Source organism: Streptomyces avermitilis MA-4680 = NBRC 14893 (assembly GCF_000009765.2).
In the GTDB taxonomy this organism is placed as follows: domain Bacteria; phylum Actinomycetota; class Actinomycetes; order Streptomycetales; family Streptomycetaceae; genus Streptomyces; species Streptomyces avermitilis.
Window position 1 is genome coordinate 3,294,503 of the sequence record NC_003155.5, and the last position, 15,260, is coordinate 3,309,762.

At 69.6% G+C, this 15,260-nt stretch carries 11 protein-coding genes and 5 tRNA genes; 7 read left to right on the forward strand and 9 right to left on the reverse strand.

What is annotated here, in order from left to right; genetic code table 11:
- Positions 1-55: 55 nt before the first annotated feature.
- Entirely contained in the window at positions 56-700 is a 645-nt protein-coding gene (locus SAVERM_RS14000) for a MerR family transcriptional regulator (RefSeq protein WP_010984121.1), read from the forward strand.
- Positions 701-749: 49 nt separating this feature from the next.
- Here the strand turns inward: SAVERM_RS14000 and SAVERM_RS14005 are convergent.
- The 9 genes from SAVERM_RS14005 to SAVERM_RS14045 all read right to left on the reverse strand — a co-directional run bounded on the left by SAVERM_RS14005 (position 750) and on the right by SAVERM_RS14045 (position 5,255).
- Positions 750-822: transfer RNA gene (locus SAVERM_RS14005), tRNA-Glu, on the reverse strand.
- 20 nt (positions 823-842) lie between these two features.
- Positions 843-914: transfer RNA gene (locus SAVERM_RS14010), tRNA-Gln, on the reverse strand.
- Between the two features lie 21 nt (positions 915-935).
- Positions 936-1,008 (reverse strand) — tRNA-Glu (locus tag SAVERM_RS14015).
- A 62-nt stretch (positions 1,009-1,070) separates the two neighbouring features.
- Positions 1,071-1,143 (reverse strand) — tRNA-Glu (locus SAVERM_RS14020).
- 42 nt (positions 1,144-1,185) lie between these two features.
- Positions 1,186-1,257: transfer RNA gene (locus SAVERM_RS14025), tRNA-Gln, on the reverse strand.
- Positions 1,258-1,348: 91 nt separating this feature from the next.
- Positions 1,349-2,083, reverse strand: coding sequence for an HAD family hydrolase (locus tag SAVERM_RS14030; protein ID WP_037649795.1), 735 nt, complete (start codon positions 2,081-2,083; stop codon positions 1,349-1,351).
- A 534-nt stretch (positions 2,084-2,617) separates the two neighbouring features.
- Positions 2,618-4,132, reverse strand: a complete 1,515-nt coding sequence (gene gltX, locus SAVERM_RS14035) for a glutamate--tRNA ligase (RefSeq protein WP_010984123.1) — start codon at positions 4,130-4,132, stop codon at positions 2,618-2,620.
- Positions 4,125-4,901, reverse strand: a complete 777-nt coding sequence (locus SAVERM_RS14040; RefSeq protein WP_010984124.1) for a fumarylacetoacetate hydrolase family protein — start codon at positions 4,899-4,901, stop codon at positions 4,125-4,127. The genes gltX and SAVERM_RS14040 overlap by 8 nt, the downstream gene beginning before the upstream one ends.
- Before the next feature lie 165 nt (positions 4,902-5,066).
- Positions 5,067-5,255, reverse strand: a complete 189-nt coding sequence (locus tag SAVERM_RS14045) for a hypothetical protein (RefSeq protein ID WP_037649747.1) — start codon at positions 5,253-5,255, stop codon at positions 5,067-5,069.
- 601 nt (positions 5,256-5,856) lie between these two features.
- Here SAVERM_RS14045 and SAVERM_RS14050 point away from each other — a divergent pair.
- From SAVERM_RS14050 to SAVERM_RS14075, 6 genes are all read left to right on the forward strand, one after another.
- Positions 5,857-9,693, forward strand: coding sequence for a sensor histidine kinase (locus SAVERM_RS14050; RefSeq protein WP_010984126.1), 3,837 nt, complete (start codon positions 5,857-5,859; stop codon positions 9,691-9,693).
- Positions 9,694-9,702: 9 nt separating this feature from the next.
- Positions 9,703-10,116: a roadblock/LC7 domain-containing protein gene (locus SAVERM_RS14055; protein ID WP_010984127.1), complete on the forward strand. Its 414-nt coding sequence runs from the start codon at positions 9,703-9,705 to the stop codon at positions 10,114-10,116.
- 111 nt (positions 10,117-10,227) lie between these two features.
- Positions 10,228-10,626 (forward strand): DUF742 domain-containing protein, encoded by a 399-nt coding sequence (locus SAVERM_RS14060; RefSeq protein ID WP_010984128.1) that lies wholly within the window; start codon positions 10,228-10,230, stop codon positions 10,624-10,626.
- Entirely contained in the window at positions 10,607-11,185 is a 579-nt protein-coding gene (locus tag SAVERM_RS14065; RefSeq protein ID WP_010984129.1) for a GTP-binding protein, read from the forward strand. The genes SAVERM_RS14060 and SAVERM_RS14065 overlap by 20 nt, the downstream gene beginning before the upstream one ends.
- A 397-nt stretch (positions 11,186-11,582) precedes the next feature.
- Positions 11,583-14,828, forward strand: a complete 3,246-nt coding sequence (locus SAVERM_RS14070) for a sensor histidine kinase (RefSeq protein ID WP_010984130.1) — start codon at positions 11,583-11,585, stop codon at positions 14,826-14,828.
- Between the two features lie 10 nt (positions 14,829-14,838).
- A complete protein-coding gene (locus tag SAVERM_RS14075) occupies positions 14,839-15,252 on the forward strand; it encodes a roadblock/LC7 domain-containing protein (protein WP_010984131.1) in 414 nt (137 codons plus the stop codon).
- Positions 15,253-15,260: the final 8 nt, after the last annotated feature.

Here is a 15,260-nt window from a genome sequence, read left to right on the forward strand (position 1 = left end):
ACTATCCAAGGCCCCGTGCTTGGATAGTGACGCTAACCAAGGAAGGGCGCAAGAGATGCGGCTGGCCGAGTTGAGCGAGCGGAGCGGTGTACCCCTCGCGACGATCAAGTACTACCTGCGCGAAGGCCTGTTGGCGCCGGGCCGGCGCATCAGCGCGACCACCGCCGAGTACGACGAGGGCCATCTGCGCCGGCTGCGCCTGGTCCGGGCGCTGATTCAGGTCGGCCGGGTCCCGGTGGCGACGGCCCGGGAGGTCCTGGGGCACGTCGACGACGACTCCCTCGGCCGCACGATCCGGCTGGGAGCGGCCCTGTGGGCGCTGCCGCAGGTTCCGGAGCCGGACGAGGAGGACGAGAACGTCCGGGCCGCGCAGCACGAGGTGGATCAGCTCCTGCGGACGCTGGACTGGACGACCGCCCAGAACCTGAGCAGCATCTCTCCCGCGCATCGTTCGCTGGTCGTGGCCGTGGCCACACTCAGGCGGCTCGGCTACGCCTGGGACGCCGAACTGATGGCGCCGTACGCCCAGTTGATGCATCAGGCGGCCGTCCGGGACCTGGACTTCGTGGAGACCCATCCGTCGGAGGCCGAGAAGGTCGAGACCGCGGTCGCGGCGGCGATCCTCTTCGAACCGGTGCTGCGCGCGTTGCACCGGCTGGCGCAGGAGGAGGAGTCGGCGCGGCGGTACGGCATCGAGTGAGCGGGAACGGCGAAGGCCCCCCACCGAAGTGGAGGGCCTTCGCCTCACGTACCCCCGACCGGATTCGAACCGGCGCTACCGCCTTGAGAGGGCGGCGTGCTAGGCCGCTACACAACGGGGGCAAGGACCACGAGTGATCCAGCTGGGCTACCAGGACTCGAACCTAGAACAACGGAACCAGAAACCGTCGTGTTGCCAATTACACCATAGCCCAATGGTGGTCTAGACCACCGAGTACCCCCGACCGGATTCGAACCGGCGCTACCGCCTTGAGAGGGCGGCGTGCTAGGCCGCTACACAACGGGGGCCCTAGCGATCCTGCATGAGAGTCAGCGGGTGCGACCCGGACTGCCCCCCTGGGAAGGATCTGTACCCCCGACCGGATTCGAACCGGCGCTACCGCCTTGAGAGGGCGGCGTGCTAGGCCGCTACACAACGGGGGCCTTGCAGAGTTGGTTCTCTGCGATGCAGATAAGCTCTGCGAGCTGGCCTACCAGGACTCGAACCTAGACTAACGGAACCAGAAACCGTCGTGCTGCCAATTACACCATAGGCCACTGAAACGCAATCCCTTGCGGGGATCTTGTTTTAGCTTGCGCCTCCGGTTTCCGGCCTTTCGGCCCGCTCCCCGGCGGCGCAGAAAGAACATTACCCGAAGGTGGACGGCACTCCAAAACGGGTATCCGCGCCGAGGACGGCGGGGAGTTCGGCCAGCGACGCGATCCGGTGCGGGCCGGTGGACGCGACGGCGGTGGCGGTGTGAGCGCCGTCGCGGTCGATCCAGACGGAGAGCAGTCCGGCCTCGGCGGCGCCGCGGCCGTCGATCTCCGGGTGGTCCCCGACGTACGCGACCTGGTGCGGCGGCAGCCCGAGCGCGTCGCAGGCCGCGTGGAAGGCCTCCGCGGCGGGCTTGGAGACGCCGAGCTCGGCCGCGCACAGGACGGCTTCGAAGCGGTGGTGCACGCCGAGGACCCGGAGCTTGCGGTCCTGGACGTGGAGGCTCGAGTTGGACAGGACCGCGTGCCGGTGACTGGCGGCGAGGGCGTCCAGGACGGGCAGTACGTCCGGGAAGAGGGCCCAGGCGGCCTCGTAGTACGCGACGTAGCGCTGGAACCAGTCGTCGGCCTCGGTGTCGGTCAGCGGCTGCCCGAGGAACACCCGGACGCGTTCGCGGCGCTGGCCCTCCCAGTCGGTCTCTCCCGCCGAGAACCTCAGCCACTGCTGGTCGGTGACCTCCCGCCAGCGTGCCAGGGCCTGCTCGACGGACTCGTATCCGTCGAGCAGGCCCTCGGCCGCCAGATGTTCGCGCATCCCGGCTCGGTCCGCGGCGCCGTAGTCGAAGATCGTGTCGTCGATGTCCCAGACCACGGCGCTGATGTCCATGAGCCGACGGTAACCCGGGGGTGGGCGCCGCGTCGGCCGGTTGACGGCAGTCGTGCCGGTCAGGGTCAGGCCGGGGCCCTGGGCGTCGTCCTGGTCGGCGGTGCGCAGCACGGTCGCCGTCCGCGTGGTCGCCGTACCCGTGGGGAAGTCGGTGAGCAGTGGTTCGTGCGTGCCGCGGTTCTCGCGGATCAGACAGCCGTCGGCGAGGCGGTCCCGGCCGGCCGGGACCGTGAGGGGACGGTTCGTGGCGCGGTCGTGGACGCCGGCGGGTCCAAAGGCGCCGCAGGACCGGTACAGCCAGGTGTTGACGGCCTGGGTGGCGCTGGGCGTGCGGGGCGCGCCGGTGGCGACGCGGGCCCGGCCGGCACGGCGCACGACAGCGCCGCGGCCCCGCTGAGGCAAGCCTTCGTGAACGGGTCACCGCTCCAGGAGCGGCAGTTCGCTGGAGGGGGGAACTCCGGATGACGGCTCGGAGCATACGAAGGGGGCGGCGTCCGGACCGGACGCCGCCCCCTTCGTGCCTGCGCTGTGCGGCTACGCCGTCAGCTTCGCCAGTGCCGCGTCGACGCGGGCCAGCGTCTTCTCCTTGCCCAGGATCTCCAGGGACTCGAAGAGCGGCAGGCCGACCGTGCGGCCGGTGACGGCGACGCGGACCGGGGCCTGCGCCTTGCCGAGCTTGAGGCCGTGCTCCTCGCCCGCCGCCAGGACGGCTTCCTTCAGGGACTCCGGAGACGTCCAGTCGGCCGCCTCCAGCTTCTCCCGGGCCGTGCGCAGCAGTGCGTCCGAGCCCTCCTTCATGGCCTTCGTCCAGGACGCCTCGTCGAAGACCGGCTCCGGCAGGAACAGGAAGTCGACGTTGTCGGTGATCTCGGAGAGGACCTTGAGGCGGGACTGCGCGTACGGCGCGATGACCTGCCACTTCGCCTCGTCGAAGTCCTCGGGCGCCCAGTTGGCGAACGGGGCCTTCAGCCACGGCCGGCAGCGCTCGGTGAAGTCCTTCACATCGAGCAGCCGGATGTGGTCGGCGTTGATCGCCTCGCACTTCTTCAGGTCGAAGCGGGCCGGGTTGGGGTTCACGTCCTTGACGTCGAAGGCGGCGACCATCTCGTCGATCGTGAAGATGTCGCGGTCCGCCGAGAGCGACCAGCCAAGGAGAGAGAGGTAGTTGAGCAGGCCCTCCGGGAGGAAGCCGCGCTCCCGGTAGAGGTTCAGCGAGGCCTGCGGGTCACGCTTGGAGAGCTTCTTGTTGCCCTCGCCCATGACGTACGGCAGGTGGCCGAACTCCGGCACGGACTTCGCGATGCCCAGCTCGATCAGCGCCCGGTAGAGGGCGACCTGGCGGGGAGTGGAGGAGAGCAGGTCCTCGCCGCGCAGGACGTGGGTGATCTCCATCAGCGCGTCGTCGACCGGGTTGACCAGCGTGTACAGGGGCGCGCCGTTGGCTCGTACGATCCCGTAGTCCGGGACGTTCTCCGGGAGGTACGTGATGTCGCCGCGGACCAGGTCCGTGAAGGTGATCGGCTCGTCGGGCATCCGGAACCGGACGATGGGCGTGCGGCCCTCGGCCTCGTAGGCGGCCTTCTGCTCGGCCGACAGCTCCCGGCAGTGTCCGTCGTAGCCGGACGGCTTGCCGGCGGCGCGGGCGGCGTCGCGGCGGGTGTCCAGCTCCTCCGTCGAGCAGTAGCAGTGGTACGCGTAGCCGCCGTCGAGGAGCTTCTGGGCGACGTCCTTGTAGAGGTCCATCCGCTGCGACTGGCGGTACGGCGCGTGCGGGCCGCCGACGCCGGGGCCCTCGTCCCAGTCGAAGCCCAGCCAGCGCAGCGAGTCCAGAAGCTGCTCGTACGACTCCTCGGAGTCACGGGCCGCGTCGGTGTCCTCGATGCGGAAGACGAAGGTGCCGCCGGTGTGGCGGGCGAACGCCCAGTTGAACAGGGCCGTACGGACCAGGCCCACGTGGGGGTTGCCGGTCGGGGAGGGACAGAAACGTACGCGTGGGGGCACCCCCTCTCCGAGCGGAGTCGAGGACTTGGGGGAGTTCGCGTTAGCCACGCTTGATCACCTTGTTGGTGAGAGTGCCGATGCCTTCGATGGTGACGGCGACCTCGTCGCCGACGTTGAGGGGGCCGACCCCAGCCGGGGTGCCCGTGAGGATCACGTCGCCGGGGAGCAGCGTCATGGCCTCGGTGATGTTGACGATCAGATCCTCGATCGAGTGGATCATCTCGCTGGTGCGGCCGAGCTGCCGCTGTTGCCCGTTGACCGTGAGCTGGATGGTGACGTCGCTCGGGTCGAGGTCCGTCTCCACCCAGGGGCCGAGCGGGCAGGAGCTGTCGAAGCCCTTGGCCCGGGCCCACTGCTTCTCGCGCTTCTGGACGTCACGCGCGGTGATGTCGTTGGCGCAGGTGTAGCCGAGGATGACGTCCTTGACGCGCTCACGCGGTACCTCGCGGCACATGCGGCCGATGACCACCGCCAGCTCGGCCTCGTGGTGCAGCTCGTTCGAGAAGGACGGGTACTGGATCGGGTCGCCGGGGCCGATCACCGAGGTCGACGGCTTGAAGAAGGCGAACGGGGCGTCGGGCACCTCGTTGCCCAGCTCCTTGGCGTGCTCCGCGTAGTTGCGGCCGAAGGCCACGACCTTGTTGGGGAGCACGGGCGGCAGCAGGCGCACCTTGTTGAGGGGAACCTTCGTACCGGAGAGCTCGAAGTCCGCGAACGGGATGCCCTTGATGATGTCGAGGACGAGCTCGTCCGGCTTGTCGCCCTCGACCGCGCCGAAAGCGACGTTGCCGTCGATGGAGAATCTGGCGATGCGCACGGGATCCTTGCGCCCCTCACTGAGCTGGCTGGAGTCTGACGCTCCAGGCTAACGCGGTGGGGGCGGCAGGCTCGCGCATTACCGGCGGGCGCCCTCGGAGCCGTGCGCGATCACGCCCGCCCATTCACAGGGAACACCTTGAGCGGGCGGCGCCCGGTGCGCGTACTACTCCGCGACGGAAGCCGTGACGGGGGCCTCCATCAGGATGGTGCGTCGGGGATTGGCGGTCTGGGTGGGAAGATCGACGGAGTGTTCCGGCTGGTCCGGCGTGTGCAGCTCGTCGGCGTCGGTGAGGTGCGCCAGCGTGGTGCGTCGCGGGTTGGCTATGTTGCGGAACATCGTCGTCGTCTTCACTGGAGTTCGTGACCTCGTCGGTACGGGCGCCGGGCAGGGTCCAAGGACCGCCGCAGAAGCGCAGGTTGTCGGATTCGCCATCCCTGTAAAGCGTCAGGCTAAACATTCAATTCCCTGGCGAAGGCGTGAAGAGGTCATGATCCCCGTGTGAGTTTGCTCACTGACTACTGGGCAAAAGGGTCAATCCGGACCGCCAACTCCTCGCGACGAAACGGACATTGCCCCACTGAAGCGCGCATTCCGCTCCTGATCATGGCGACTGGGACACCCTGCGCACCTCGATGACTCGCCCGCTTATGCCCGATATATATAAGTCCACTTTCTACGTCTCGTGACGCTCCCCTCACAAGGGGTCACGGTCGTCACGGGCTCGCCCATGGGCCTTGTTGGAGATCCGGCACTGTGCTGGAATTCCACGGACCGCCGCGGGATCGAGATCCGGCGCGCAGGGGCGCAACGCAGCGCCAGTGGCGGCGGGAAGGGGGAGCCCAGCGCCGGTCACTCACGACCACCATGGGTGCGCATTGAGGGCACTCCCACGACGCCGACACCGTCCCGCCGTTCACGCGGAGGGACGCCTGGTCCAGAGGTTGCGACGCTAGTGCAGGGACGTTTCAAGAGGGATGGCAGCGCTTCGGCGGAGCCGGAGCCGCACGGCGGGACCGACCGCGGTTCCTCGCCCCAGCACGCCCAGAACCCGGGACCGGGTGAGGCCGGCAAGAGCGGTGGGCGCACCGGTGCGCCCAAGGCCCCCACTCCACCCGCGAAGCCGACGAGCAGCGGCCCCAGCAGCGGCTCGCGCGTAGCTCTGCGCAACTGGCGCATCTCCACGCGTCTGGTCTCGCTGCTCGCGCTCCCCGTGGTCGCCGCGACCTCGCTCGGCGCGCTGCGCATCAGCGACTCCATGGACGAGATCCAGCAGCTCGACAACATGAAGCTGCTGACCGACATGACCAAGCAGGCGACCGAGCTCGCCGCCGCGCTCCAGGACGAGCGCGACCAGTCGGCAGGTCCGCTGGCGCACGGCGCCACGGCCACCGACTTCACGGTCAAGGGCGTCCGCCAGAAGACGGACCGCGCGCGCTCCGCCTTCCTCTCGGGCACCCAGGAGATCGACGACGCCAGCGGCAACGGCCAGCTCTCCGGCGTCCGCGACAGCGTCGTGGGTCTGGCCGGTGAGCTGAGCAACCTGAGCAGCATCCGCAACGTCGCCTACAAGGACTCCGAGAACGCCACGCAGACGGTCGAGGGCTACCACCGCCTCATCACCCAGCTGCTCGGCCTCTCGCAGGACATGGCCGAGGCGACCAGCAACCCGGAGATGATCCAGCGCACGCGCGCCCTGGCGGCCTTCTCGACCGCCAAGGAGTACGCGTCCGTGCAGCGCGCGGTCATCGCGGCGTCGCTGCCCGCGAGCAACAACACCTTCGGCAAGCTCTCCGAGAACGACCGCCAGTACGCGCTCTCGGCCCTGGACAGCCAGGAATCCGAGATATCGAGCTTCAACAGCATCTACGGCGACGGCTACGAAGATCTGACGAAGCCCATCGACAGCGGCAACCCGACCATCGAGGCCGCCGACGAGTACGCGAAGCGCGCGCTGAGCGACAAGAACGGCATCCGCCAGCAGAACAAGCGCTCGTACAAGGACTGGGTCGACGACGACTCGGCCAAGCTCGAGCAGATGTCGAAGATCGAGCTCACCCTGCTCAACCAGATGGAGCAGAAGGCCCGCGAGCTGCGCAACCAGTCCGAGCAGGAAGCGATCATCTCGGGTGCGCTGATCCTCATCGTCCTCGGCGTCTCGCTCGTCGGCGCCTTCGTCGTGGCCCGCTCCATGATCCGCTCGCTGCGCCGGCTCCAGGACACCGCGACCAAGGTCGCCCAGGACCGCCTGCCCGAGCTGGTCAGGCAGCTGTCCGAGTCCGACCCGCAGGACGTCGACACGTCCGTGGAGTCGGTCGGTGTGCACTCCAAGGACGAGATCGGCCAGGTGGCCGCGGCCTTCGACGACGTGCACCGCGAGGCCGTACGACTCGCCGCCGAGCAGGCCCTGCTGCGAGGCAACGTCAACGCGATGTTCACCAACCTCTCGCGCCGCTCCCAGGGCCTCATCCAGCGTCAGCTCTCGCTCATCTCCGAACTGGAGTCCCGCGAGGCCGACCCGGACCAGCTGTCCTCCCTGTTCAAGCTCGACCACCTCGCGACCCGCATGCGCCGTAACGGTGAGAACCTCCTCGTGCTCGCCGGTGAAGAGCCCGGCCGCCGCTGGACCCGCCCGGTCCCGCTGGTCGACGTGCTCCGCGCCGCCGCCTCCGAGGTGGAGCAGTACGAGCGCATCGAGCTGTCCTCGGTCCCGACCACCGAGGTCGCGGGCCGGGTCGTCAACGACCTCGTGCACCTGCTCGCCGAGCTGCTCGAGAACGCGACGTCGTTCTCCTCCCCGCAGACCAAGGTCAAGGTCACCGGTCACGCGCTGCCCGACGGCCGCGTTCTGATCGAGATCCACGACACCGGCATCGGCCTCTCCCCCGAGGACCTCGCGGCGATCAACGAGCGGCTCGCGGCGCCGCCCACCGTGGACGTGTCGGTCTCCCGCCGCATGGGTCTGTTCGTGGTCGGCCGTCTGTCGCAGCGCCACGGCATCCGCATCCAGCTGCGTCCGTCCGACTCGGGCGGTACGACCGCGCTCGTCATGCTTCCCGTCGATGTCGCCCAGGGCGGCAAGAAGGTTCCGGGCAAGCCGGGCCAGGGCGCTCCCGGCATCGGCGGCCCGGCTGCCGCACAGGCCTCGGCCGGTGTGGCCGCGGCCCGTCGCGGCGGTCAGTCGGGCAGTCCGAGCCTCGGCGCCGGTGCCCCCGCGGGCAACGCCGGCCGTATCGGTGCGGCTCCGCAGCGCGGACAGGTGGGTGCCGGTCAGGGCCCGCGTGCCGCACTGCCCGGCAGCAACCAGGGCGGACGTCCCGGCGCGCCGGGCGGAGCCCGGGGTCCGCAGCAGGGTCCGGCGGCACCGCAGCAGGGCCGGCCGGCCCCCGCGGGTGCCGGTGCGGGTGCCGGTGCCTTCGGGCAGAACGCGCCGGGCGCCCCGCAGGGCCTCCAGGCGGCGCAGGCCTTCAACGAGGGCCCGGCGGCCACCCGTCAGGGCGGCTTCGGCGACGGCGGTTCCGGCACGCGCCGGGGCGGCGGCTTCGGCGACAGCACCCCCGCGGCCGCACCCCCGCAGCAGCCCCAGCAGCCTCAGCAGCAGCCCAAGGAGTCCCGTCGCCGCAGGCCGCAGCTGCCGGGTCGCGGTGGCCCGCGGGCCGAACTGCCCGGCGGCAGCGCCCAGCCGCGCACGCCCAGCTGGAGCGACGAGAACGCGCAGCCGCCGGTGCCGCGCGCCTCGCTCGACGCCCCCCGCGGCCACGAGGAGCCGGACGCGCTGTCCGCCACCTCCCGGCTGCCGCGCGTCGACGACCGCCAGGGACCCGGCGCGACCTCGGAGATCCCCCGGATCGACGACCGCCAGGGACCCGGCGCCACTTCTGAGTTCGCCCGTCCCGACTTCGACACCACGCGCCCCGGCGCGGAGGCGCCGCAGGGCGGCAACGGGCAGTTCGGCCGCCCGGACATGTTCGGCACCGGCAACCAGGCGGCACCCACGAACCGGTTCCCGGCTCAGGGCCGCCCCCAGGACGCGTCGCCCACCGGACAGCCGCCGGCCTACGGCGGCTCCCAGGACCCGTCGGCCACCGGCCAGTTCGCGACGCCGGGCTACGACGGTTCCGGCACGGGTCAGTACGCGACGCCGGGCTACGACGCGTCCGGCACGGGTCAGTACCCGGCGCCGGGCCAGGGCAACCGCCAGGACTCCTCGTCCACGGGCCAGTTCGAGCGGCCGCAGGCCGGTGGCCCCGCCGACTTCGGTGTCCCCCGGCCGCCGGCCCCGCAGCGTCCCGCGCGTCCGCAGCAGCCCGAGGCGCTGCCGCCGGCGGCGGGTCCCGGCGACGGGCGTACGCCGCTGTACGACACGCTGGAGACCAACTGGTTCCACGGTCAGCAGGGCCAGCAGGGCCAGCAGCAGAGCAACGGCTCGGCGCAGGCCCCCCAGCAGCAGCCGCAGTCACCTGCGGCCCCCCAGCGTCCGGCCCCCACGCCGGCCGCCTCCTCCTGGCGCAGCACGCCGAACGACGATCTCGTCAAGCAGGCCGAACGCGTCCGTCAGCCGTCGGCGGGCGGGGTCACCACCTCCGGCCTGCCGCGTCGGGTCCCCCGCGCGAACCTCGTCGCGGGTACGGCTCAGCAGCAACAGCACCAAGCAGGTCCGCAGGTCTCGCGTGCGCCCGATGACGTACGCGGCCGGCTGACCAATCTCCGTCGGGGCATCCAGCAGGGTCGCCAGGCCGGTACCGGCCAGACCGGCAGCTTCCCCAGCCCCACTCACCAGCAGGAGCGTTAGTTGAGCCCGATGAGCCAGGCCGCACAGAATCTGAACTGGTTGATCACCAACTTCGTGGACAACACCCCCGGGGTGTCCCACACCGTCGTCGTGTCCGCCGACGGACTCCTTCTGGCCATGTCCGAAGGCTTCCCGCGCGACCGCGCAGACCAGCTCGCGGCCGTCGCGTCGGGGCTCACCTCGCTCACGGCCGGGGCGTCCCGGATCTTCGAGGGCGGCACGGTGGCCCAGACGGTCGTCGAGATGGAGCGCGGTTTCCTCTTCCTGATGTCCGTCTCGGACGGCTCGTCGCTCGCGGTCCTCTCCCACCCGGAGTGCGACATCGGCCTCGTCGGCTACGAGATGGCACTCCTGGTCGACCGTGCGGGTGCGGTGCTCACGCCGGACCTGCGCGCCGAACTCCAGGGCAGTCTGCTCCACTGACCGGCCCCGGTCCACACAACTCACGAAATCACCGTCCGGCCGCCACAATCCCCCCACCGGCCCCTGTCAGACGGCACGACTGACCGACTTGCTGTCCCGCCCGGAGGATTCATGACCCCGCCCACCGCCTCTCATGATCCGTACGCACAGTCGTACGGGGACGAGGGCGACCAGCCGTTGGTTCGTCCGTATGCGATGACCGGCGGCCGGACCCGGCCGCGTTACCAGCTCGCCATAGAGGCGCTGATCAGCACGACGGCCGACCCGGCCCAGCTGATGGGGCTGCTCCCCGAGCACCAGCGGATCTGCCACCTGTGCCGTGAGGTGAAGTCGGTGGCGGAGGTGTCGGCGCTCCTGTCCATGCCTCTCGGTGTGGCACGGATTCTTGTCGCGGACCTCGCCGAGGCCGGACTTGTCGCCATCCACCAGCCGGGCGGCGACGAGAACAACGGCGGTGCACCGGACGTGACACTGCTCGAAAGGGTGCTCAGTGGACTTCGCAAGCTCTGACGGCGGGGGGCGGACGACCACCTCCGCCAAGATCGTGGTGGCCGGCGGCTTCGGCGTGGGCAAGACCACGTTCGTGGGCGCCGTCTCCGAGATCAACCCGCTGCGCACCGAGGCCGTCATGACGTCCGCGTCCGCGGGCATCGACGACCTCACCCACACCGGGGACAAGACCACCACCACGGTGGCCATGGACTTCGGCCGCATCACGCTCGACCAGGACCTGATCCTGTACCTGTTCGGCACGCCCGGCCAGGACCGCTTCTGGTTCATGTGGGACGACCTGGTCCGCGGCGCCATCGGCGCGGTGGTCCTGGTCGACACCCGCCGTCTCGCCGACTGCTTCCCCGCGGTCGACTACTTCGAGAACAGCGGTCTGCCGTTCGTCATCGCCCTCAACGGCTTCGACGGGCACCAGCCGTACAACCCCGAAGAGGTACGCGAGGCTCTGCAGATCGGTCCGGACGCGCCGATCATCACGACGGACGCCCGGCACCGCGCGGACGCGAAGTCGGCGCTGATCACGCTGGTCGAGCACGCGCTCATGGCCCGTCTGCGATAGCACTCGAAGCACACCCCTGATACCACGCAAGTCGGCGACGCCATACGGCAGTTGTCGTAGATACGCTGGAGCCGACTGTGTCCTTTGACACGGTCGGCTCCGGCGTTCATAACGTTTCGACAGAGATCTCGGGTGGTATCACCACGCGTCGCGTTCGTTCGGTCTCGCTGCGCTCACAAAAGCCCCGCCTTTTGGCGGGGCTCGCTCTTTATGACCGTTTTATCAGGGGCCTCCAGCGAGCGGAATCCTCCCTTCCGAGTGTTTGGAAGAGCGCCGCTTGACGTGCTGGAATGCCTGAACTGCCCATTAGTCAAAGACGTACTCAGTCAACGACGTACTGGGCTCTGGAGACACCGCGGCACAACGTTGGTGCCGACGCCGAGAGGTTGTTGGTCGAGTGAGGCGAAGCAAGAACGGTCCCGAGCCGTCGGCACGGGGCAACTTCACCCCGCCGCCGCGGGGAGGGGTACCCGCACAATCCGGCCCCGAGCCGGCGGCGGTGGTCGCGCCCAGCGGCAGCCGTCTCTCTCCGCGCAACTGGCGCGTGCCGACCAGGCTGAACGCGATCCTGCTCATACCCGTGCTGGTCGGCCTGGTCATGGGCGGCTTCCAGGTGAAGGGCTCGATCGACACCTGGCAGGAAGCCCGCGACGCCGAGAAGGTCGCGAAGATCGTGGCGTCCGCCGGTGAATACGCCGAGGCGCTGCTCAACGAGCGCGATGTGTCCGCCGCCCCGCTCCTCAAGGGCGACCGGAACAACGCGACGGTCAAGAAGGCCCGCGCCCTCACCGACCAGAAGGCCGACGCCTTCCACCAGGAAGTCGTCGGAATGCCGGCCAAGGCAGGTCTCCAGCGCCGGCTGGGCCTGGTGGAGAAGGCCGAACCGCAGCTGGAGCAGATCCGCAAGGCGGCCTACACGACCGCCATGGACCCGGTGAAGACCGAAGAGGGTTACGTCACCGTCGAGCACCTGCTCATGGAGTTCTCCAACGAGCTGGGCCTGGGTACCGGCAACATCACCAGCTACGGCCGTACCGTGTACGCCATCGCGCTGGCCAAGGGCGCCGAGTCGCTGGAACGCTCCATCGGCCTGCACCTGCTGATCAAGCCCAGCAGCGACGAGAAGATCCGCGCCCAGCAGATCACCTCCTTCACCTCGTACGCGTACCTCGAGCAGATCGCTCTTCAGGAGTACGTCTCCGGCGGCACCGAGCAGGACTACGCCCGGCTCACCCAGGTGATGAAGCAGAAGACCGCTGCGGGCAAGGCCAAGCTCGCCGAGGCCAAGAGCAGGACCGAGGCCGCGGGCGGCACCTTCGTGGCCCCGCCGGCCCTGGACAAGATGATCCAGGCGATCGGCAGTGGCGCCACGCCCGCCGCCCTCGCCCAGCAGGGCATCACCCCCACGACGTGGATGTCCGCCGCGACCCTCAAGTTCGACGGCTACAGCCAGGTGGAGAAGGAACTCGTCGACCGGGCCGTCAACGACGCCAACGACATCGCCTCCAGCGCCCAGCGCGACGCCTACATCAACGGCGCCATCGTCGTCGTGGCCCTGCTCGCCGCGTTCATCCTCGCCGGCCTCATGGCCCGCCAGATGAGCCGCTCGATGCGCCAGCTGCGCAACGCGGCCTTCAATGTCGCCGAGCAGCGCCTGCCGATGCTGGTCGACCAGCTGTCCCGTACGGACCCGGGACGCGTCGACACCCGCGTACAGGCCATCCCGATCACCACCACGGACGAGATCGGCGAAGTCGCCCGCGCCTTCGACCAGGTCCACCGCGAGGCCGTACGACTGGCCGCCGAGCAGGCCCTCCTGCGAGGCAACATCAACGCGATCTTCACCAACCTCTCGCGCCGCAACCAGTCGCTGATCGAGGGCCAGCTGACCCTGATCACCGACCTGGAGAACAACGAGGCCGACCCGGACCAGCTGGAGAACCTCTTCCGGCTGGACCACCTCGCGACCCGTATGCGCCGCAACGGCGAGAACCTCCTGGTCCTCGCCGGCGAGGAGCCCGGACGCCGCTGGGACCAGCCGGTCCCGCTGGTCGACGTGCTGCGCGCCGCCTCCTCCGAGGTGGAGCAGTACGAGCGCGTCGAGCTGTCCGGCGTCCCGGAGGCCGAGATCCACGGCCGCGCCGTGACCGACCTCGTGCACCTGCTCGCCGAGCTCCTGGAGAACGCCACCACGTTCTCCTCGCCGCAGACCAAGGTCCGCGTCACCGCGACCCGTCTCCCGGACGGCCGCATCATGGTCGAGATCCACGACAAGGGCATCGGCCTCACCGCCGAGGACTTCGCGGACATCAACCACAAGCTGGCCAACCCGCCGACCGTGGACGCCGCGATCTCCCAGCGCATGGGTCTGTTCGTGGTCGGCCGCCTGTCCGACCGGCACGGCATCCGCGTCCAGCTGCGCCCCTCGGGCGAGCAGGCCGGCACGACCTCGCTGGTCATGCTCCCCGACGTCATCACCCACGGTGGCGGTGGCGAGCAGCAGGTGCAGCGCGACGAGTTCACGGTCTCGCAGATCATCCCGGAGCAGCAGAACTTCGCGGGAGGCGGCGAAGCCTTCCAGGTGGAGCCGATGCGTACGGCCGCGGAGCTGGGCTTCGACGACAGCCGCTACACCGAGGTCCCCGACGACATACGGGAGCTGGACCCCGTCGGCCGCTCGCTGATGCGCGAGGAGCGCCGGGCGGCCCTGGAGGCCCAGGCACACGGCCCGCAGGACGGTTCCGAGGGGCAGCGCTACCAGGACGAGTTCGACGCGTCGCAGCAGCCGGCCTACGGCAACGGGCAGAACGGGTACCCGGAGCAGCAGGCGGGGTACGACCAGCAGACGGCGTACGAGGAGCAGCAGCAGCCTGCGTACGAGGAGCCGTACTTCGCGCCGAACGGCGACTTCTCCCAGACCGGGGAGTTCCCGGCCACCGGAGAGTTCGCGCCGAACGGTGACTTCGCCTCCAACGGCGGCTATCCGGAACCCTCGTACGCGGAGCCGAACCAGGAGAGCAACTCGGGTGGCGGGCGCACCGCCTCGGAGACGTTCTCGGCCTTCGACGAGCCGTCCTACCAGGATGACTGGCCGAAGCAGGACGACTACCAGAGCGGGTACCGGTCCGAGTACGCTCCGGAAGCGGAATCCTCGCAGGCCGCTGACGTGAGTGAGCGGGACCACGTAGGCTTCACCCGTCCGGGACCGGCCCCCTCCGCCGCCCACGCACTGACCGACGCCGGTCTGCCCCGCCGCGGATCCACCGGGAACGGCAACGGCAACGGCCCGCAGCGCGTGAGCCCGGACCCGTCGGCGGCCCCTGCCGGGACCGAGACGGGCGGCATGGGCAGCAACTGGCGCTCCTCGAACGACGAGCGCTGGCAGCAGGCCTCGCAGCTGAAGAAGCCCAAGGCCGGCGGAGTTACCTCCTCCGGACTGCCGCGACGGGTACCCAAGGCCAACCTGGTCGAGGGAACCGCGGATTCGACCCCCCAGGGCGGCCCCCAGGTCTCCCGCGCTCCCGAGGACGTCCGGGGCAGGCTGAGCAACCTGCGCCGGGGCGTGGAGCGGGGACGCAATGCAGGTAGTGACACGAACGGCCAGGGCCTCGGTCCTGATAGCACCTACAACCAGGAGCGTTAGTGTGAGCCCGATGAGCCAGGCGGCGCAGAACCTGAACTGGTTGATCACCAACTTCGTGGACAACACCCCTGGGGTGTCCCACACCGTGGTGGTCTCCGCCGACGGACTCCTTCTGGCGATGTCCGAAGGCTTTCCCCGTGACCGCGCCGACCAGCTCGCGGCCGTCGCGTCCGGTCTGACCTCGTTGACCGCGGGTGCCTCCCGCATCTTCGAGGGTGGCGCTGTGAATCAGACGGTTGTGGAGATGGAGCGGGGATTCCTCTTCCTCATGTCCATTTCCGATGGTTCGTCGCTCGCGGTCCTCGCACACCCGGAGGCGGACATTGGCCTCGTTGGGTACGAGATGGCCCTTCTGGTGGACCGTGCCGGTACGGTTCTGACCCCGGACCTTCGGGCGGAGCTCCAGGGCAGCCTTCTCAACTAGCAGACAGA